The 18,006-nt window shown below is 69.9% G+C and carries 19 protein-coding genes; 10 read left to right on the top strand and 9 right to left on the bottom strand.

Features of this window, described 5'->3' with window-relative positions:
- Positions 1-57 precede the first annotated feature (57 nt).
- Positions 58-306: a hypothetical protein gene (locus ASE44_RS11665; RefSeq protein WP_056779980.1), complete on the bottom strand. Its 249-nt coding sequence runs from the start codon at positions 304-306 to the stop codon at positions 58-60.
- A 133-nt stretch (positions 307-439) separates the two neighbouring features.
- Between ASE44_RS11665 and ASE44_RS11660 the strand changes: the two genes are divergently transcribed.
- From ASE44_RS11660 to ASE44_RS11635, 7 genes are all read left to right on the top strand, one after another.
- Positions 440-976, top strand: coding sequence for a phosphoribosyltransferase family protein (locus ASE44_RS11660; RefSeq protein ID WP_056779978.1), 537 nt, complete (start codon positions 440-442; stop codon positions 974-976).
- 97 nt (positions 977-1,073) lie between these two features.
- A complete protein-coding gene (locus ASE44_RS18850; protein WP_164488335.1) occupies positions 1,074-1,250 on the top strand; it encodes a hypothetical protein in 177 nt (58 codons plus the stop codon).
- Positions 1,251-1,367: 117 nt separating this feature from the next.
- Positions 1,368-2,687 (top strand): ammonium transporter, encoded by a 1,320-nt coding sequence (locus tag ASE44_RS11655; protein WP_056009719.1) that lies wholly within the window; start codon positions 1,368-1,370, stop codon positions 2,685-2,687.
- A 112-nt stretch (positions 2,688-2,799) separates the two neighbouring features.
- Positions 2,800-3,480: a DedA family protein gene (locus ASE44_RS11650; protein WP_056779972.1), complete on the top strand. Its 681-nt coding sequence runs from the start codon at positions 2,800-2,802 to the stop codon at positions 3,478-3,480.
- A gap of 5 nt (positions 3,481-3,485) precedes the next feature.
- On the top strand, positions 3,486-4,727 hold the full coding sequence (locus ASE44_RS11645; RefSeq protein ID WP_056779969.1) for a sensor histidine kinase: 1,242 nt from the start codon (positions 3,486-3,488) through the stop codon (positions 4,725-4,727).
- Positions 4,724-5,392: a response regulator transcription factor gene (locus ASE44_RS11640; protein WP_056779966.1), complete on the top strand. Its 669-nt coding sequence runs from the start codon at positions 4,724-4,726 to the stop codon at positions 5,390-5,392. Before ASE44_RS11645 ends, ASE44_RS11640 begins: the two co-directional genes overlap by 4 nt.
- Positions 5,393-5,513: 121 nt before the next feature.
- On the top strand, positions 5,514-6,818 hold the full coding sequence (locus tag ASE44_RS11635) for an acyltransferase (RefSeq protein WP_082455976.1): 1,305 nt from the start codon (positions 5,514-5,516) through the stop codon (positions 6,816-6,818).
- A gap of 25 nt (positions 6,819-6,843) precedes the next feature.
- Here ASE44_RS11635 and ASE44_RS11630 read toward each other — a convergent pair whose 3' ends face one another.
- Positions 6,844-7,416 carry a TetR/AcrR family transcriptional regulator gene (locus ASE44_RS11630; protein WP_056009709.1) on the bottom strand — a complete coding sequence of 191 codons (573 nt, stop codon included), beginning with the start codon at positions 7,414-7,416 and terminating at the stop codon, positions 6,844-6,846.
- 45 nt (positions 7,417-7,461) lie between these two features.
- On the opposite strand from ASE44_RS11630, the gene ASE44_RS11625 reads away from it, so the two are divergent.
- Positions 7,462-8,532 carry an NAD(P)-dependent alcohol dehydrogenase gene (locus tag ASE44_RS11625; RefSeq protein WP_056779962.1) on the top strand — a complete coding sequence of 357 codons (1,071 nt, stop codon included), beginning with the start codon at positions 7,462-7,464 and terminating at the stop codon, positions 8,530-8,532.
- A gap of 3 nt (positions 8,533-8,535) precedes the next feature.
- Here the strand turns inward: ASE44_RS11625 and ASE44_RS11620 are convergent, their stop codons facing one another.
- From ASE44_RS11620 to ASE44_RS11605, 4 genes are all read right to left on the bottom strand, one after another.
- Positions 8,536-10,434, bottom strand: a complete 1,899-nt coding sequence (locus ASE44_RS11620) for an FAD-binding monooxygenase (RefSeq protein ID WP_056779960.1) — start codon at positions 10,432-10,434, stop codon at positions 8,536-8,538.
- Between the two features lie 127 nt (positions 10,435-10,561).
- Complete coding sequence (locus ASE44_RS11615) at positions 10,562-11,098, bottom strand: hypothetical protein (protein WP_056779957.1); 537 nt, start codon at positions 11,096-11,098, stop codon at positions 10,562-10,564.
- Between the two features lie 34 nt (positions 11,099-11,132).
- Entirely contained in the window at positions 11,133-12,029 is an 897-nt protein-coding gene (locus ASE44_RS11610) for a pentapeptide repeat-containing protein (RefSeq protein ID WP_056779955.1), read from the bottom strand.
- Between the two features lie 313 nt (positions 12,030-12,342).
- Entirely contained in the window at positions 12,343-13,155 is an 813-nt protein-coding gene (locus ASE44_RS11605) for an isocitrate lyase/phosphoenolpyruvate mutase family protein (RefSeq protein WP_056779950.1), read from the bottom strand.
- Between the two features lie 80 nt (positions 13,156-13,235).
- Between ASE44_RS11605 and ASE44_RS18565 the strand changes: the two genes are divergently transcribed.
- Positions 13,236-14,357 carry an NUDIX domain-containing protein gene (locus tag ASE44_RS18565; RefSeq protein WP_157579919.1) on the top strand — a complete coding sequence of 374 codons (1,122 nt, stop codon included), beginning with the start codon at positions 13,236-13,238 and terminating at the stop codon, positions 14,355-14,357.
- A 36-nt stretch (positions 14,358-14,393) separates the two neighbouring features.
- Here the strand turns inward: ASE44_RS18565 and ASE44_RS11595 are convergent, their stop codons facing one another.
- From ASE44_RS11595 to ASE44_RS11585, 3 genes are all read right to left on the bottom strand, one after another.
- The gene (locus ASE44_RS11595) at positions 14,394-14,783 is read right to left on the bottom strand and encodes a VOC family protein (protein ID WP_056779947.1); all 390 of its coding nucleotides are present in this window, start codon (positions 14,781-14,783) and stop codon (positions 14,394-14,396) included.
- Positions 14,784-14,803: 20 nt separating this feature from the next.
- The gene (locus tag ASE44_RS11590; protein ID WP_056779941.1) at positions 14,804-15,373 is read right to left on the bottom strand and encodes a dihydrofolate reductase family protein; all 570 of its coding nucleotides are present in this window, start codon (positions 15,371-15,373) and stop codon (positions 14,804-14,806) included.
- A gap of 66 nt (positions 15,374-15,439) precedes the next feature.
- Positions 15,440-17,125: a 2-isopropylmalate synthase gene (locus ASE44_RS11585; RefSeq protein ID WP_082455975.1), complete on the bottom strand. Its 1,686-nt coding sequence runs from the start codon at positions 17,123-17,125 to the stop codon at positions 15,440-15,442.
- Positions 17,126-17,263: 138 nt separating this feature from the next.
- Here ASE44_RS11585 and ASE44_RS11580 point away from each other — a divergent pair, with 138 nt between their 5' ends.
- Positions 17,264-17,962 carry a FadR/GntR family transcriptional regulator gene (locus ASE44_RS11580; protein WP_056779935.1) on the top strand — a complete coding sequence of 233 codons (699 nt, stop codon included), beginning with the start codon at positions 17,264-17,266 and terminating at the stop codon, positions 17,960-17,962.
- Positions 17,963-18,006: the final 44 nt, after the last annotated feature.

The following is an 18,006-nucleotide window of genomic DNA, read 5'->3' as shown; positions in this document are numbered from 1 at the left end:
GTGGTGATGACGGTCAGCGCGAGCGAGATCTGCACCACCAGATCGTGCGGGCGCGGGTCATCCCTCACCTCCGTCGTCGGTTCGGGCCGCCTCGGCGGGTGGAGGTTTCGGGAGCCTCCACGCCTGGACCACGATGACCGCGCCCAGGACGACCTGCAGGACGCCCAGGATGACCCAGTGCAGCGAGCCATGACTGTCTGCGTCGGGAGACACCCTGAGTGCGAGTTGCCCGATGCCGAGAGCGGCCCACGTCCAGCCCAGCACCAGTCGTGGTGTCCGGTACTCCGGATCGTTCGCCTTGACCATGCCAGCAGCCTATGCCGCGGTGTCGGTGCGCGTGACAGTCGGCGCGGGCCGGCGGGCTCCACCGACGTGAGCAGAGTGAGCTCACCGCGCGCGTGAGCGCTTCGTCCGGGCTTGGCCTCGATACGTTCGTTCAATGACGCAAGACGAGGTCGCGCAGGGACGCCGGCACATGCTGGAACACTTCCGTTGGATCGAGGGCGAGGCAGACGTGTGGAGCATGTTGCGCGATCCGAAGGCGCTCGGTGCCATCGTCAACGCCTTGGCTGCTCTCGCAGGGCGCGATCGGCCTGACGCCATCGTCGGTATCGAGTCACGCGGCTTTGTTCTGGCGCCGGCAGTGGCGGTCAGATTGGGCATCGGGTTCGTAGCCGTCAGAAAGGACGGTGCCCTGTTCCCTGGCTCGTTGATCAGCAAACAGACCGAGGCCGACTACCGGGGACGCCGACAGACGTTGTCGGTACGCAGGGATCACCTGGAATCCGGGGCTCGACTGGTGCTGGTCGATGACTGGGTGGAAACCGGAAGCCAGGCTCTGACCGTCACGCAGCTCGCGAAGGCGGGCGGGGCCAAGGTCGTGTCGCTGAGCACCATCGTCGATGAAGCGGATGACGCTGCGCGGCACAGACTGCCGCCGATCCGCTCGCTCGTGACGCGGGCCGATCTCCACTGATCGGCAACGGTTGATCGAAGCGGGAAGGGCGACCCGCACCTGACAGGGAGCTGGACCTCTCCGCCAGCGCGCTCGCGTTCATGCGTATGGTCGAACCATGTTCGTCCGATTCCAGAGCGCCGTTCCGAATCGGCAGGGGCGGTACCCCGGGGTGTTCGCGATGGCGAACGGCCTGCATGCCAGTGGTCGACTATCGGAGAAGCGTCTTACCTACGAGGACGACGTGCAGGTCGTCGCCGTTCCGTTCCGGCACCCCGACGACTGGCCCCTCTGATGTAACGAACACGAAACGGATTCGATACTGCATTGAAACCGGTCGTCGCGACAATTGGATGACCTATTGAAAATGCGGTCGTCCGTTTCGGATCCCGCGCGAACCCTGGAGGTCCGAATGGACACGGCTGCAATCGCGGGCAACACGGCATGGCTCCTGACGGCGGTGGTCGCCGTCGCACTCATGCTGCCCGGCCTCGCCATGTTCTACGGCGGGATGGTCAGCCGCCGCGTCACCATGAACATGATGATGATGATCTTCGCGTCGTTCTGCCTCGTCGGGATCCTGTGGGTGGCGTTCGGCTACTCCATGGTGTTCGGCGACAGCATCGGCGGCCTCGGACTCGTCGGCGACCCGACCGAATACCCCGGCCTCGGCCAGCTCCTCGTCGCCCCGGAGGGCAGCGCCCTGCCGCCCCTCGCGCTCGCCGCACTCCACCTCATGTTCGCCGGCCTCACCATCGGGATCGTCGCCGGAGCCGCCGCCGGCCGCATGAAGTTCAGTGCGTGGATGGTCTTCGCGGGTGTCTGGTCGACGCTCGTCTACTTCCCCGTCGCGCACTGGGTCTTCGCATTTGACTCCGCCGACGGCAGCGTGCAGGGCGGCTGGCTCGCGAACACGATCGGCTCGATCGACTACGCCGGCAGCACCGCCATCCACGTCAACTCCGGGGTGGCGGCCCTCGCGCTCGCGCTCGTCCTCGGCAAGCGCAACGGTTTCCCCTCGCAGCCGAAGGCGCACAGCCTCCCGCTCACCCTGCTCGGCGCCGGCCTGCTCTTCGTCGGCTGGATCGGCTTCGACGGCAGCGCCCTGGGGGCCGCCGACAACAACGCCGCCGTCGCCGTCTTCAACACCGTCGCCGCGACCTGCGCCGGCGTCATCGTCTGGCTCGTCGTCGAGAAGCTGCGCGACGGACACCCGTCCACCCTCGGCGCCTGCTCCGGCGCGATCGCCGCGCTCGTCGCCATCACACCCTCCTGCGGTGCGGTGACCCCGCTGGGCTCGCTCGCGATCGGTGCCGCAGCAGCGGTCGTCTGCTACTTCGCCGTCAGCCTCAAGGTCCGCTTCGGCTTCGACGACGCGCTCGACGTCACCGCCCTCCACTTCGTCGGCGGGGTCGTCGGTGGTCTCCTCATCGGCATCCTCGCGGTGCCGCTCGCACCCAGCGGCGGTGAGGGGCTCCTCGCCGGTGGCGGCTTCCTCCTCCTCGGCAAGCAGGCCCTCGCGATCGTCGCCGTCTTCGTCTACACCTTCTCCATCACCTGGGTGCTCGCGAAGGTCCTCGACAAGACGATGGGCATCCGGGTGTCGGCCCAGACGGAGGCCCAGGGTCTCGACGTCGTGCTCCACGCGGAGAACGCCTACGAGATCAGCACGCACGAGGCGCTCTCACCCCGCGGGCACGCGGAACCGAAGGTCCCGGCCGTCGTCGACTGAGTCCGGTCCGCCGAGGGCTGGTCCGGGCGGCGCCGCAGAACACCACCGGGGTAGGGGGTATCGGATACCTCGGGGTGATGCTGCGACGCCGCCCGCTTCGTAGCGTCGAAGCATGGACGTCATCAACGAACTCATCCTCACCGCAGTGACCTCGCCGTGGCTGTACGTGGTGATGTTCGCGGTGGCCGTGATCGACGGTTTCTTCCCACCGGTCCCGAGTGAGACGGTGCTTGTCGCCGCGGCGGCCGTCGCGGTCTCGACCGGAGGATCGAACCTGCCGCTCCTCGTCGTCGTCGCGGCGCTGGGTGCCGCGATCGGCGACAACCTCGCCTACCTCATCGGTCGGGGCGTCGGCACGACCCGCTTCGCCTGGATGCGTCGCCCGCGGATCGCCGAGGGATTCGACCGGGCCGGCCGTGCCCTCGGCCACCGCGGTGCGCCGCTCATCCTCGGCGCACGCTACATCCCCGTCGGTCGCGTCGTCGTCAACATGACCGCGGGTGCGCTCCACTACCCGTGGCGACGGTTCGTCCCGCTGAGTCTCATCGGCGGGGCGAGCTGGGCCGCCTACAGCGCCCTCATCGGCATCGTCGCCGGGAAGCTCTTCGCAGACCAACCGCTCCTCAGCTCCGTCATCGGCGTCGCGGTCGCCCTCGTCCTCGGCCTCGTGGTCGACCGGGTCACCGCGGCCCGCCGACGCCGCCGCGAGCGCTCGGCGGCCACCGCAGCGAGCGACACCGGGGAGGACGCCGAGGCCGACGCCCGGTCGGTGCTGGTGCCGGTGGGAGAATGACGCTCATGGACCGCACGACGCTCGACCCCTCGCGCCGCGCCGTCGTCCTCTTCGTCCTCGCGGGCGTCGGGGTGGTCCTCCTCAGCGTCCTCGTGCCGATCCAGAGTCTCCTCTACGGCACGGTGCTCCCGGCGTCGTTCCTCCTCGGCGCCGCGATCTGCGGCGCACCGGTCCTCTCCGTCGTGCTTCCCCGGGTCGCGATCGCGCTCTTCTCCGCCGCCGCATTCGTGCTCCCGCTCGTCGCCTCAGCCGATCACGACCCGGTCTGGCCGTGGCCGTGGTCGGTGCCGGCGCTCATCGCGTTCGCCGTCCTCGTCGGGGCCGTCACCTTCCTGCACGGCTGGTTGCCCGGGCTCGTCACCCTGCTCGTGAACGTCGCCGGCTCGCTCGTCGCGGCGCTGCTCGTCCCGTCGGCGGCCGACGCGACCGCCATGGCCGCCGACCTCATCGTCGCGTCCTCCATCGCCGCGGTGGCGTTCCTCGTGGCGCTCCTCGTCTCCGGGCGCGTGCGCATCGGCGAGGAGCTCACGCGGGAGCGAAAGGTCTCAGCGGCCGAGCAGTCCCGGCGGATGCTCGTCGAGGAGCGCACGCGGATCGCTCGAGAACTGCACGACGTCGTCGCGCACAGCATGTCGGTCATCCAGGTGCAGGCCTCGACCGCCAAGTACCGGGTGCCGGGCCTCGCGGACGAGGCCACGGCCGAGTTCGACGACATCGCGGCGACCGCCCGTGCGTCGCTCGTGGAGATGCGGCGCCTGCTCGGCGTCCTGCGCACGGAGGACCAGGCGGCCGAGCTCGCGCCGCAGCAGGGCATCGACGACCTTCCTGCCCTCGCGGAGGGGCTGCGTCGAGTGGGAGCCGACATCACTCTCGAGGTGGGCGACCCCGGCGACACCGTCGTCCCGCCATCCGTCCAGATCGCGGCGTTCCGCATCGTCCAGGAGGCCATGAGCAACGCGGTGCGGCACGCGCCCGGCGCGCGCGTCACGGTGGCTGTCGGCATCGACCCCGATGCGGTCCGCCTGCGTATCCACAACGGGGCTGCCCGGTCCGCCGGAGAGCACGGGGCCGGACACGGGCTCCGCGGCATGCTCGAACGCGCCGCACTCCTCGACGGCAGCCTGAGCGCCGGTCCGGACGGCGAGGGCGGCTGGCTCGTCGTCGCGGCCCTGCCCGTCGCTGCTCCGTCTCCGTCGCACGTCTCGACCTCTTCCGCCCGACCCGTCTCCACGAAGGACCACCAGTGACCATCGACGTCCTCATCGCCGACGACCAGGCCATGGTCCGCGCCGGATTCGGCGCCCTCCTCGACGCGCACGAGGGCATCCGGGTGACCGGTCAGGCGGCGAACGGCGCGGAAGCCGTGAAGCTGTCCGCACGCCTCGACCCCGACGTGATCCTCATGGACGTGCGCATGCCCGAGCTGGACGGGATCGAGGCGACCAAGCGCATCCTCGGGCCGTCGTATCCGGCGGCGAAGATCCCCAGGATCATCATGCTCACCACCTTCGACATCGACGACTACGTCTACGACGCGCTCCAAGCCGGCGCGAGCGGATTCCTCCTGAAGGACGCGCTCCCCGAGGACCTCGTCCACGCCGTGCGGGTCGTCGCGGCCGGTGACGCCCTGTTGGCGCCGAGCGTGACCCGCCGGATGATCGCGCAGTTCGCCGCGCAGAAGCCGCGGGTCGGCCAGGGGGTCGCCCGGCTCGCGGAGCTCACGGACCGCGAACGCGAAGTGCTCGTCCTCATCGGCAACGGCCACTCCAACAGCGAGATCGCCGCGAGCCTCTTCATCGCCGAGCAGACGGTCAAGACCCACGTCGGCAAGGTGCTCGCCAAGGTCGGCGCCCGCGACCGCGTCCAGGCCGTCATCTTCGCCTACGACACCGGACTCGTCGCGCCCGCCTGACCGGGTCGGCCTTCGGCGCTCCACCTCCCTCCCCGGTACGGGGCGGGTCGACACCGCCGGGTGATGTGGCGGCCCATGCCGCGTTCATAACCTCCTCGGACCGTCACCGAGGAGGACCGTCATGGCCATCACCCACACCCCACCGCAGCCCGCCAGACCCGCGCTCAGGCCAGGGCTCGCGCCCGCAGTCGTCGCGTCGAACACCCGTGACACCGGCATCGACCTCGTCCGCGCCTGCTGCATCGTCGGAGTCGTCGTCCTCCACGCGATGATGGTCGGCGTGACGGTGACGTCCGCCGGCCCGGTGTTCGCGAACGCGAGCGACGGCACCGCGTGGATCGCACCGCTCAGCTGGGTCCTACAGGTCATGCCGCTCTTCTTCGTGATCGGCGGGTTCGCTGGGCTCCTCGCCTTCCGTCGGCAGCGGGCCCGAGGCGTGCCGGCCTCGGCGTTCGTCGCGGCACGGCTGCACCGACTCCTCCTCCCGGCGGTCGTCACCATCGGCTGCACGGCCGCGGCCCTCGCGATGCTGACCCTGGCCGGCGTGCCGGCCGACCTCATCGCCACCGCCGGCTTCCGGTTCGGGCAGCCGCTCTGGTTCCTCGCGGTGTTCCTGCTCTGCCAGGCACTCCTGCCCGCGCTCGCCGCAGCCCATGAACGCGCTCCGATGCGGGTGATCCTGGCACTCGTCGTCGCTGCCGTCCTCGTCGACGTCCTGCGGACGTCCACCGGTGTCGACGCCCTCGGGTTCCTCAACCTCGTCTTCGTGTGGACCGCGCTCCAGCAGCTCGGGTTCTTCCTGGCGGACGGCTCGATCGACGCGCTGGCCAAACGTGTCCGGATAGCGGCCGGTGCCGGGGCGGTCGTCGTGCTCGTCGTCCTGTGGTGCGCCGGGGTGTACTCGGCCGACCTCATCGCCAACATCAATCCGCCGACCGCCGCCCTCGTCCTCGTCGGGGTCGCACACACGGCGCTACTCTCGCTGCTGCGCGAGCGGCTGACCCGACTCAGCCGGCGACCCCGGGTCGCGAGTGCGACGGCCTTCGTCACCACGCGGGCCATGACGGTCTACCTCTGGCACATGCCGGTCCTGCTGGCGATGGCGGGGGCGTCCGCGGTGTTCGCGATCGCCACGGGTGTCGCGCTCCCGGAACCGAGCAGCCTCGGATGGTGGCTCGGTCGGCCCATCTGGCTCGCCGCAGCACTCGGGCTGACCGCCGCCGTGGCCACCGTGTTCGCGCGTGTCGAGGCGGTCACGATGCCGGTCGCGACGCGCTCGCGGAGCCGGATCACGGTCGCCGTCCTCCTCGGGCTGAGCGCGGTGACCCTCCTCCTCGTCGTCGGCACCTCGGTGATGACCGGCACGCTCGCCGTGCTGATGATCCTCGCCTCACTCCACGTGTCGCGGTCATCCTCGCGATCATGATCGGTGACCACGGGCCACTGCCGCGTCAGCGCGTGCAGAGCCCGTCGCGGATGGTCGACGCCAGTGCGGTTCGGCGACGCTCGTGGACCTCGGGCGCATCCGCCGAGGTGGCGACGGTCGTCATGGATGCCTGCGCCCAGGTCGCCGCGGTCGAGATGAGCAACGACCAGATGTCGGCCGGGTCGAGATCGGGGCGGATCGACCCCGCGCGCTGTTCGGCCTCGATGTCGCGGATGTGCTGGACGTCGTGGTCCTCGAGGCTGGGGTAGAGGTAGCCGGTGCTCTCGCGCTCGAGGCGCTTCCACATGACGAGGCGGGCGAGAGCCGGGTCGGCGAGGTAGTCGTCGTACAGCCGGGCCGCATATTCGGGGAGCTGGGCCGCGGTGAACGGGACCCGGTCGCTGTTGGCGATGACATGGGCGTGGAACACCGCGTCGAAGAGCTGGTCCTTCGCTCCGTAGTACGCGTAAATCATGGGCTTGCTCATGCCGGACCGACGGGCGATCCGGTCCACCCGGGCGCCGGCGATGCCATGGGTGGCGAACTCCTCGGTCGCGGCGTCGAGGATGCGCTGGCGAGTCTGGTCCGCGGTGGTCATTGATCGAGTCTACCGAACCTACCAACTAGTAGGTAGTATCGAGCCATGCGCACAACCGCCCTCATGTCCACCGCCACGCCCCGGTCGCTCCGACCGACCACGATCGAACGCCGCGACCTTCGACCGGACGACGTCGACGTCCGCGTCACCTACTGCGGGGTCTGTCACAGCGACCTGCACGCCCTCGACTCCGCAGGGCCTCAAGCGGGACTCGTGCCCGGCCACGAGTTCGTCGGCGAGGTCGTCGCCGCCGGTTCCGCGGTGACGGCGTTCGCTCCCGGCGACCCTGTGGCCGTCGGCAACATCGTCGACTCCTGCGGCACCTGTGCGATGTGTCTGCGCGGCCAGGAGAACTACTGCGCGGAGTTCCCGACCCTCACCTACGGCGGGCGGGACCGCGTCGACGGGAGCACGACGCTCGGCGGCTACGCCGGTCGCTACATCGTGCGCGACAGCTTCGTCTACCACCGCCCGCTCTCCCTCGACCCGGCCGGCGTCGCGCCCCTCATGTGCGCGGGCATCACCGTCTGGGAGCCGCTCCGGAGCAACGAGGTGGGGGACGGGACGCGACTCGGGGTCGTCGGCCTCGGCGGTCTCGGGCATCTCGCCGTCCGGCTCGGGCATGCGCTCGGCGCCGACGTCACCGTCTTCACCACCTCGGAAGGCAAGGCGAGCGACGCCGAGCGGCTCGGGGCGTCGCGGGTGGTCGTCTCGACAGACGCGGACGCCATGGCCGCCGCGGCCGGCAGCCTCGACCTGGTGATCGACACGGTCTCAGCCGAGCACGATCTCGCGCCGTACCTCCGCGTCCTCGACCTCGACGGGACGCTCTGCTCGCTCGGCACCCTCGGTCCGATCTCCATCCAGACCATGGACCTCCTCCTCGGTCGGAAGCGCCTGACCTCGTCGGGCAGCGGCGGTCGCCCGTGGACGCAGGACCTCCTCGACTTCTGCGGCACCCACGGCGTGACGGCCGACGTCGAGATCGTCCCCTCCGCCGACGTGGACGTGGCCCTCGACCGGCTCGCGCAGAACGACGTCCGGTACCGCTTCGTGCTGGACCTCGCCGACATCGACGCCGAGCTGGATGCGGAGCGGGACACCCTGGACGTCTGACGATCAGGCGGGGCGTGCCGCCTCCCGTCCCATGACGCCGTCGAAGAACGCGGCGAGTTCCGCCGTGGCCGTCAGCGGCAGCACGTGGGCGACGTACTGGTCGGGTCGCACCACGACGATCGCGCCGTCGCGGTCGATGCCGCGCTCCTCGAAGACGTCGACCTCGGGGTGCATCGCGTAGACCTTCTCGTAGTCGACGAGGTCGAAGGGGCCGACCCGCGGGAGGAAGACCTGCGGCACGGTCCCGAGCTCGATGTCCGTGTGGTGCTCCTGGTAGACCACCTTCACGTCGAACCAGTCGTCCGCCCGCACGCCGTCGGGCACCTGGTTCAGGGGCGATTCCGGCGCGTCCTGCAGCCAGGCCGCCAACTCCGCCGAGCGACCCGTGGCGGGGGAGGCGGCGTCGGCGAACACGTAGACCCGCCACCGACCGTCGGCCGTGGCGTGGTGTCCGAGGTGGACGTGGTTGGCGTCGGCGACCCGCGAGGTGAGGGCCGACTTGAAGCGCTTGCCGATTGGGAAGCCGGTCGCGAGATGCTGGTGGGTCGCCTCGCCGACGATGGCCGACGGGGCGTATTCGGTCATGAACCCCGCCGGGAACTCGGCTGTCCGCACGTAGAAGTCGGCGAGCTCCGAGGGGTCGGCGAACTCCTCCGGTCGCTTCGCCATGAGCGTCGACCACTCGCGGTCGAAGTCGATGAGGTCCTGTGCGACGACCTGCCGCTCGGCCGAGTAGGTGGCCAGCAGGCTCTCGGGACTGCGACCCTCCAGCACATGTCCGAGCTTCCAGGCGAGGTTGAAGCCGTCCTGCATCGACACGTTCATGCCCTGCCCGGCCTTCGCACTGTGCGTGTGGCAGGCGTCGCCGGTGATGAACACGCGTGGTGTGCGCGTGCCGAGTTCGTCGAGCGGGACGTCGTCGAAACGGTCGGTCAGTCGGTGCCCGACCTCGTAGACGCTGTGCCAGGCGACGTGCTTCACGTCGAGCCGGTAGGGGCTGAGGATCGCGTTCGCGTGCTCGATGATCTGCTCGATCGAGGTGGACCGGACCGCTGCGCCGCCGCCCGCCGGCACCTCACCGAGGTCGACGTACATGCGGAACAGGTGCCCGCCCTCACGCGGGATCAGCAGGATGCTGCCGCCCGAGCCCGACTGGATCGCGCACTTCGTCCGGATGTCCGGAAAGTCCGTGACGGCGAGGGCGTCCATGACGCCCCAGGCGTGGTTCGCCTGGTCGCCGGCGAGGGTGCAGCCGATCGCTTGACGCACGCCGCTCCTGGCGCCGTCCGCCCCGATCACATATTTCGCGTGCACCGTCCTCGTGGCGCCGGTCGAGTCCTCGCCGGTGTCGAGCAGGGTCACCGTCACCGGGTACTCGGCGGTGTCGTCGATCTCGAGGCCCTGGAACGCCCAGCCGTAGTCGGGTCGCATACGCGTCGGTGCGTTGGCCATGTACTCGGCGAAGTAGTCGAGCACGCGCGCCTGGTTGACGATGAGGTGCGGGTACTCGCTGACGCCCGTCGTGTCGTCGAGGGGGCGGGCGCCGCGGACGATGCGGCTCGGGTCCTCGAGGTCGGGCTTCCAGAACGCCATCTCGGTGATCCGGTACGCCTCCGCGGTGATGCGCTCCGCGAACCCGAACGCGTTGAAGGTCTCGACGCTGCGCGCCTGGATGCCGTCCGCCTGGCCGATCGCGAGGCGTCCCGGTCGTCGCTCGACGATCCGCGTGGTGATCGTCGGGAACCGGGAGAGCTGGGCGGCGGCGATCATGCCGGCAGGCCCGCTGCCGACGATGAGGACGTCGACCTCGTCCGGCAGCTCGTCGGGCCGGTCGATCCCGACCCCCGCGGCCGGAAGCACGCGTGGATCGCCGGAGACGTAGCCATGGTGGTGGAACTGCATCGATTCCTCACTTCGTCGTCAAGAATTCGATAATGGAACACAGTGTTCGCTTATCGCACGGCAGACACTACTCTGCGTCGACGTGCGGGGGAAGGCCGGGCACCGACGCAGGGTGATGTGGCCGCGCTCAGTCCTTGGTCGCCCAGGTGCCGAGGTCCTTCACCTCGATGGCCGTGGGGAGCGCGTCGGCGTCACCGAGGAAGGCCTGGCAGGCGACGAGTGGCGCATCGGGTGCGACCCCGGCGGTCGCGTTGCCGTCCGGCGTGCAGTCGAACTGGCCGATCACCTGGATGGGCCGGTAGGTGCCCTTGCCGGTGAGCTTCCACTCGTCGGTCTTCGGCACCGGGAGGGCCGAGCGGTCGGCGTCCGCGATCTCCCCGTCGGTGAGGGTGACCGAGTACGTGACGAAGTACGGGACCTTGCCGTCGTCCGACGGCGTCGACTGCAAGCCCATCTCCGCGAGGTCGCTGAGCTTCCCCTCCCGGACGTCGTCGATGGAGAACGACATCTCCACGCCGGTGCCGACCTCGACGGCCACGCCCGTGCCGATCGCCAGGGCGTCATCGGGAGCCTGCTGGGTGCCGGCGGAGCATCCGGTCAGGGCGACCCCGAGGGTCGCGGCGATGAGGGCGGTCAACGTGAGGGCGCGGCGGGAGCGGGTCATGTCCTCGACGCTATCGGGGACGAGGCGCCTGAGCCTACGGGGACAACTCCCCATCCGTCGTTGAGGTGGATGGGGACTTCGTCCAGTGCCCCGGCCGGTCGATGGTTGCCGGGAGCAGGGTCGCTGCATCACCGCGCGCGGCGTTCACCTGCGCCTGCGTGAGGAACAGGGCCTCCGCGAGGTCGGCTCCGTCGAGTCGCGCACCGCGAAGGTCGGCACCCAGGAGATCGACGCCCGCCAGGTCCGTTCCGCGGAGGTCGGCGCCGATGAGGAGTGCCCCGCGCAGCTCGGCTCCGCACAAGCGGCGATCGCGGAGGTCCCGGCCGACGAGGTCCGCCGAGGGCTGGAGGGCGTCGTCCACCTCCCAGCCGGCGCCGGCCAGGTACCCGCCGCGGGCCTCCTCGCTGATGTCGACCAACACCGTCCGGACGGCGGCCCGGAGCCCGTTGACATCAGCGGCGAGGATGTCGGCCGTCCCGCCGTCGAGGACCCGCACGACCTCCGCTCGGAGCTGATCGACCGGTTCAGCGAGGTCGGTGTCGCTCGCGCGCTCGGCGGCCTCGACGAGGTACCAGCGCATCTCCTGCAGCTGTCGGACGACGCCGAAGGTGCGGAACATCTCGGCGCTGGTGTCGGGGCGTTCCCGCCAGCTCGTTCCGTTGTACAACTCCTGCGACACGAGCTGTCCGGCACCGAAGCAGTCGAACACGGTGCAGCCGCGGAAGCCTCGCGGGCGGAGGGACTCGTGGATGGTGCAGGAGAAGTCGTCGGCGAGGTTCTGGCAGGGTGTGCCGGCGGGTTTGTCGATCGGGAAGTCCGCGGATCGTTGGAACCCGAAGGCGGTGCAGCAGAGGGCGAAGCAGTCAGCGCAGTTCGCGCGGAGTGCCGAGCGGTCGTCGGGCGGGGTGACGGAAGCGTCGTTGGAAGGCATGCGTGGGTGGTCTTTCCGGAGTGGTTTCGAATGCGGGCCGGGATGCGGGGGAACTCCGCAGGGAGCTCCCCTTCCGGGCGCACGAAATCACCGCCCCTCGTCGGAGGAGCGAACGGGTGTCGCTGGAGGGGCTCTGGGTCACAGAGGGAAAGAACGGTTCACTGCCGAACAGGGTAGCGCGGTGGCTTGGCTCGGGGCAGCTGGCGACCCACCGCTGGACGGAGCCGCCCGGCACCTGATGGAGATCGACATCGTCCCCTCCGGGTCCACGTCGGAACGGCACGTCCGGTTCGACGGCTGACTCCGCGGCGGTTCAGTCCCGGATCAGGCCGTTCATCGCGGCCCAACCGAGTGCGGGCGGCTGCGCCGGTGCCGCATCGGGGGAGTCGAGCATCGACGAGGCCCACTGGTGCGCGAGGCTGTAGGCGGCCTCGGCGATCGACGAGCCGGCGCTGATCCGGCTCGCCCCGGCCTTCGCGAGCTCGCTGATCGACAGGGTTCCGGGACCGAAGGCGACGTTGACCGGGAGGGTGGTCGCGTCCGCGAGTCGTTCGATCGTGTCGGCGCGGAGGGCGCCGAGCACGAAGATCCCGCTCGCGCCTGCCCGCGCATACGCGGCGGCACGGGTCACGGTCTCGTCGAACCAGTGGTCCCCACCGACGTCACCGAGCCGATGCGTGTCGATCCGCGCATTGATGAAGAGGGGGATCCCGGCCTCGTCGGCTGCGCGTCGAGCGGCGGCGATCCGGTGCTCCTGTTCCCCGACCGGGCGGAGCGTGTCCTCGAGGTTCACCCCTGAGACGCCCGCCTCGATGCTGGCGGCGACGGTGCGGGCGACCTCGGCCGAGGTGTCGCCGTAACCGCCCTCGATGTCGGCGGTGACCGGGACCGGCACGGCGGTGGTGATCCGCCGCACGGCGTCGAGAGCCGTCTCCCGGCTGAGCTCGTTCCCGTCGCGGTGCCCGAGCGACCAGGCGACACCGGCGCTCGTGGTCGCGACCGCCTGCGCGCCCGCCGCGAGTACGGCTCGGGCTGAGGCGACGTCCCACGCGTTGGGGAGGATCAGCGGGTCGCCCTGGACGTGCATCGAGTGGAGGGCGAGGGCGCGTTGGAGGTGGTCGGTCATCCTCCCAGTCCAGCACATGACCGAGGGGTCGCCGACCACGCCGCTGCTTGCTAGCGTGGGCGACGATCGAAGGCGGGTTCATGCGTCCAGTGGTGTTGTCCGGCGGCCCGGCGGTCGGGAAGTCGACGTGCGGGCGCCTGCTGGCCCGGGAGCTCGACCGCGCCGCCTTCATCGATGTCGACGACATCCGGCAACTGGTGGTGTCGGGTGAGGCCACGCTGTGGAGCGGAGACGACGGGCTGTCCCAACACCGCCTCGCGGCTCGGAACGCGTCGGCCATGGCGAGGAATCTCCTCGAGGACGGCTTCGCGGTCGTCATCGCCGACGTCGTCACGCCGGAGGCCCTCGCGGTCTATCGGGCGGAACTCCCGGACTGCCTCGTCGTACATCTGGCGCTCCCGCTCGACGAGGCGCACCAGCGCGCCACGACCCGTACCGTCTACCTGTCCGACGACGAGTTCGATCTGGTGCACGCGCTGCTGACGCCGCCGCCGGACGTGGACCACATCATCGACGTCCGTGGCATGACGGTCGATCAGCAGCTGCAGGCGATCCGCGACGTCTGGGCTTCGCTGCAGACGGACGGGCGCGTTCCGTCTCTCGACCCGCACAGCGACCGGGAGCGGACGGACGGCGAGATCGAGACGGGTTGGAGCACACGCTCGAGGAGGACGGTCTTCGATGGGCGGGTCACCTTGGTCGAGCACGAGGTGGAGGTGCCCGGTGGTTCCCGTCTCGGCTACCTCGTCGATGAGAGTGTGCCGTTCTCGGTCGCGTCACTCATCGTCGACGGGGACGACGTGATCCTGGCGCGGCAGTATCGCTATCCCCTCGACCGGTGGATCTACGATCTGCCAGGTGGCGGAGGCCGGAGCGAGGAGCGGCCGATCGACGCTGCTCGGCGCGAGCTCGAGGAGGAGTTGGGGCTGATCGTGGACGATCTCCGACCGCTCCACACCTTCTTCATGAACCCGGGGCGTGCAGCATGGCCGACGCACCTGTTCATCTCCACGTCCGGCCTGCGAGCGGGACGTCCTGACACGTCCGACCCCGGCGAACAGGTCCGCCTCGTGCGCATGCCGCTGATCGAGCTCGACCAGCTGATCACCGACGGGACGATCGTCGATCCGCCGCTCATGGTGGCGCGAGCGGCTGCGGCCGCCCGCGGTCTGCTCCCGCCGCTCCGCCCGATCGCCGGGTGACGGAGGCGCTCAGCTCCTGACGGCGCTTCTGCGCCCTCAGGCGACCGACGGCCGCTCCTGGATCACCCAGGTGTTGCCGTCCGGATCGGCGAAGAACACGAACGAGTTCCAGTCGCCGCCCCGGCCCTCAAGGCGCACGCCGTTTTCGAAGTGCATCACCGGTGTCACGTCGACGCCGCGCTCGGCGAGTTCGGACCGGGCCGCGTCGACGTCGTCGACCACGAGCTGCAGGCCCTCGAGGCGGGTGTCGCCGACCTTCAGCTGGATGCTGCTCGCCGAACCGGGAGGGGTGAGCTGCACGATGCGGAGATCGTCGCTGACCCGATGGTCGAGGTCGAGATGGAACCCGAGCTGCTCGTTGTAGAAGGCTTTCGCCCGGTCGACGTCGGCGACGCTGACGGGGACGACTTCGAGATTCCAGTGCATGAGGCGCTCCTTCGTGTGGTTCAGTCAACCGACGGTTTCGGCCGGTACCGCATGGCGACCGCACCCGAGCCGAACGGTTCGCGGTGCACCAATTCGAGCTGGATCTGTTCGCGCAACCCGGCGAGCAGCGTCGGGCCGTGGCCGGCGAGGACCGGCTGCACGACGAACTCGTATTCGTCGATGAGCCCCAAGTCGGCCAGCGCGCGGGGGAGCGTCACGCCACCCACCCACAGGCTGGTGCCGGGCTCCGCCTTGAGCCGCTGCACGGCTGCGCCCACATCGCCGCGGAGCAGCTCGGCGTTCCAGTCGACCGACGCCAGCGTGCTCGACACCACGATCTTCTGCGCCCGGTCGATGGCCTCCGCGAACGCGATCTCCGAGGCGCCCATCCAGTCGGGCCAGGCACCGTCGGGTGGTCGCCGCCAGGTGGATTCCATCATTTCGTAGGTGACCCGGCCGAAGAGCAAGGCGTCCGCTCGCTCCATTTCGGCCGTCCAGAAGCGCATCGACTCCTCGTCCGGTGGGAGCCCTGCCTCGTGATGGCAGCAGCCGTCGAGCGTGACGTTGATCGAATACCGGAGTGGTCGCATCGCATCGCTCCCTCGTGATGGCTCGGGCGCGCGGGGTGCCCTGACGCCCCACTGTAGGACGATCGCTCAGTCGACGGAACGGTTCGCGGCGACGGCTGCATTGAGGACCGCCTGCACGCTCGCCTCGAGGACGGACCGGTCGCGGCCCGCTGCCCAGCCCGTCCGCTGGCCGAGGCGGTACTCGACGAGAGTGAGCGCCTGCGCGTCGCTCCCCGACGTCAGCGAGGTCTGATGCAGGGAGACGATCTCGACCGGCAGACCGTGCTCGGCGAGCAGGAGGGTCGTCGCCTCGACCGGGCCGACGTCGGGGAACGTCGCGGCGTGGGCGGAGCCGTCGACCTCGATCCGCAGGGACGTCCTGGTCGTCCCGTTCGCGCTGGTGGTGTCGAGTTCGACCAGGCGTGTCGACCCGGGCTGCGTGAGATAGTCGCGCTCGAAGATCCCGAAGAGCGCCTCCGCATCGAGTTCGCTCCCGGAGTCGTCCGCGTGCTGCTGCACCCGGCGGGAGAAGTCGACCTGCAGACGCCGCGGCATCTCGATGCCGTAGTCGCGCTCGAGCAGGTACGCGATCCCGCCCTTGCCCGACTGCGAGTTCACGCGGATGACGGCCTCGTAGCTCCGCCCCAGATCTCCCGGGTCGACCGGCAGGTACGGCACCCGCCATGGGAGGTCCTCGGCCCGCCTGCCGCTCGCCTCGGCCCGAGCGCGGTGCTCGGCGAAGCCCTTCTTGATCGCATCCTGGTGCGTGCCGGAGAACGCCGTGTGCACCAGCTCGCCGACATAGGGATGCCGCGGGTGGACGTCGATGCGGTTGCTGTGCTCGACGACCCGACGGATGTGGTCGATGTCGGAGAAGTCGATCATGGGATCGACGCCCTGCGTGTGGAGGTTCAACGCCAGCGTCGCGATGTCGACGTTGCCGGTACGCTCGCCGTTCCCGAAGATGCAGCCCTCGACGCGTTGCGCGCCGGCCAGCACCGCGAGTTCCGCGCACGCGATGCCGGTCCCGCGGTCGTTGTGCGGGTGCACGGAGAGAATGACCGACGACCGTCGGGCGAGGTTCCGGTGCATGTACTCGATCTGATCCGCGTACACGTTCGGCGTCGCCGCCTCGACGGTCGCCGGCAGGTTGAGGATCACCGGTCGGTCCTCGGACGCGTCCCAGAGGGTGGTGACGGCATCGCAGAGCTCCAACGCGTAGTCGGGCTCCGTCAGGTTGAACACCTCGGGCGAGAACTCGAACCGGACGCCGTCGAGGTCGCCGGCGAACTCGAGCACATCCGACCCGCCCTGGAGGATCAACGACCGCAACGAGTCCCGGTCGTGGCCGAGCACGACCTCCCGCCAGAGCGGGGCGGTCGCCGTGTACATGTGGATGACGACCTGGTTGCGGATGCCCCGGATCGACTCGACGGTCCGCTCGATGAGGTCCCGGCGGGCCGGGGTGAACACCACGATGGTGACGTCCTCGGGGGCGATGTCGGTCTCGGCGATGAGGCGCACGAAGTCGTAGTCCGTCTGCGAGGCGGAGGGGTAGCCGACCTCGATCTCCTTGTAGCCCATGGTGACCATGAGCTCGAAGAAGTTCCGCTTGCGCGCGGGGTCCATCGGCTCGGCCAGCGCCTGGTTGCCGTCGCGCAGGTCCACCGGCACCCAGAGTGGGGCTTCGGTGAGGCGTCGTGCCGGCCACTCGCGGTCGATGAGCGGCACGTCGACGCGGGAGAAGAGGTCCTGGTAGCGGTCGGACGGCATCTGTGAACGCCGCTGGCGGTTCCAGGTGGGAGCGTGCGGAGGGACGGGGCCGGCTGGGGTGGAGAGGCGGGAGTCGGAGAGGATCACGCGGCCACGGTAACACAACTTGTCAGACAAGCTGAGGACTAAGATCGAGACATGACCACCGTGCGCCGCGAATCCCTGTCGGACCAGGCAGCCCGTCTTCTCCTGGAACGGATCCAGCGCGGCGAGTGGGCGATCGGCCAGAAGCTCCCCGGCGAGACGACACTGGGCCCGCAACTCGGGGTCGGCCGATCCACCATGCGGGAGGCGATCCGGCAGTTGGCCGGACAAGGCATCCTGATGAGCCGCCAGGGGTCGGGGATCTTCCTGCAGGCCCTCGCGCCGCAGCAGGACTGGGAGGCACTCGTGCTCCGGACGAACATCGCCTCGATCCTGGAAGCACGCCTCGCCATCGAGAGCGAGGCGGCGGCGCTCGCCGCAGAGCGTCACACCGCCGCCGATCTGGGCGTCATCCGTGCGGCGCTCGACCGCCGGAACGTCGAGCGGGCGACGATCCCGTCGAGGGTGGACGCCGACACCGCGCTCCATCGGAGCATCGTGGCCGCCTCTGGCAACCCGATCCTGACCGAACTGTTCGACACCTTCGCCGAGCGCAGCCGCGACGCCATGATCCAGATGTTGCGGCTCAGTGGCGAGCCGGGCACCGATCACGATCAGCAGGCGCACGAGCGCATCGTCGACGCCGTCGCAGACCGTGACGGCGAGGTCGCGTCCGCCCTGAGCCGTGCTCACCTCTCGGCGCTGCGCGACGCCGTCGTCGGCGACGGTGCGGGAGGCGCGCCCGCCGAGTGATGAACGACCTCGGCATCACCCCTTGTCATCCAGCGCCGCGACCG

This window comes from Plantibacter sp. Leaf1 (assembly GCF_001421315.1).
GTDB lineage: Bacteria > Actinomycetota > Actinomycetes > Actinomycetales > Microbacteriaceae > Plantibacter.
The sequence above is the reverse complement of the archived record's forward strand: the minus strand, read 5'-3'. Positions and strand labels throughout refer to the sequence as shown.

Excerpts from the sequence above, each read along its gene's own strand:
- ASE44_RS11665 (WP_056779980.1), bottom strand. The coding sequence starts at position 306 with ATGGTCAAGGCGAACGATCCGGAGTACCGGACACCACGACTGGTGCTG.
- ASE44_RS11660 (WP_056779978.1), top strand. The coding sequence starts at position 440 with ATGACGCAAGACGAGGTCGCGCAGGGACGCCGGCACATGCTGGAACAC.
- ASE44_RS18850 (WP_164488335.1), top strand. The coding sequence starts at position 1,074 with ATGTTCGTCCGATTCCAGAGCGCCGTTCCGAATCGGCAGGGGCGGTAC.
- ASE44_RS11655 (WP_056009719.1), top strand. The coding sequence starts at position 1,368 with ATGGACACGGCTGCAATCGCGGGCAACACGGCATGGCTCCTGACGGCG.
- ASE44_RS11650 (WP_056779972.1), top strand. The coding sequence starts at position 2,800 with ATGGACGTCATCAACGAACTCATCCTCACCGCAGTGACCTCGCCGTGG.
- ASE44_RS11645 (WP_056779969.1), top strand. The coding sequence starts at position 3,486 with ATGGACCGCACGACGCTCGACCCCTCGCGCCGCGCCGTCGTCCTCTTC.
- ASE44_RS11635 (WP_082455976.1), top strand. The coding sequence starts at position 5,514 with ATGGCCATCACCCACACCCCACCGCAGCCCGCCAGACCCGCGCTCAGG.
- ASE44_RS11630 (WP_056009709.1), bottom strand. The coding sequence starts at position 7,416 with ATGACCACCGCGGACCAGACTCGCCAGCGCATCCTCGACGCCGCGACC.
- ASE44_RS11625 (WP_056779962.1), top strand. The coding sequence starts at position 7,462 with ATGCGCACAACCGCCCTCATGTCCACCGCCACGCCCCGGTCGCTCCGA.
- ASE44_RS11620 (WP_056779960.1), bottom strand. The coding sequence starts at position 10,434 with ATGCAGTTCCACCACCATGGCTACGTCTCCGGCGATCCACGCGTGCTT.
- ASE44_RS11615 (WP_056779957.1), bottom strand. The coding sequence starts at position 11,098 with ATGACCCGCTCCCGCCGCGCCCTCACGTTGACCGCCCTCATCGCCGCG.
- ASE44_RS11610 (WP_056779955.1), bottom strand. The coding sequence starts at position 12,029 with ATGCCTTCCAACGACGCTTCCGTCACCCCGCCCGACGACCGCTCGGCA.
- ASE44_RS11605 (WP_056779950.1), bottom strand. The coding sequence starts at position 13,155 with ATGACCGACCACCTCCAACGCGCCCTCGCCCTCCACTCGATGCACGTC.
- ASE44_RS18565 (WP_157579919.1), top strand. The coding sequence starts at position 13,236 with ATGCGTCCAGTGGTGTTGTCCGGCGGCCCGGCGGTCGGGAAGTCGACG.
- ASE44_RS11595 (WP_056779947.1), bottom strand. The coding sequence starts at position 14,783 with ATGCACTGGAATCTCGAAGTCGTCCCCGTCAGCGTCGCCGACGTCGAC.
- ASE44_RS11590 (WP_056779941.1), bottom strand. The coding sequence starts at position 15,373 with ATGCGACCACTCCGGTATTCGATCAACGTCACGCTCGACGGCTGCTGC.
- ASE44_RS11585 (WP_082455975.1), bottom strand. The coding sequence starts at position 17,125 with ATGCCGTCCGACCGCTACCAGGACCTCTTCTCCCGCGTCGACGTGCCG.
- ASE44_RS11580 (WP_056779935.1), top strand. The coding sequence starts at position 17,264 with ATGACCACCGTGCGCCGCGAATCCCTGTCGGACCAGGCAGCCCGTCTT.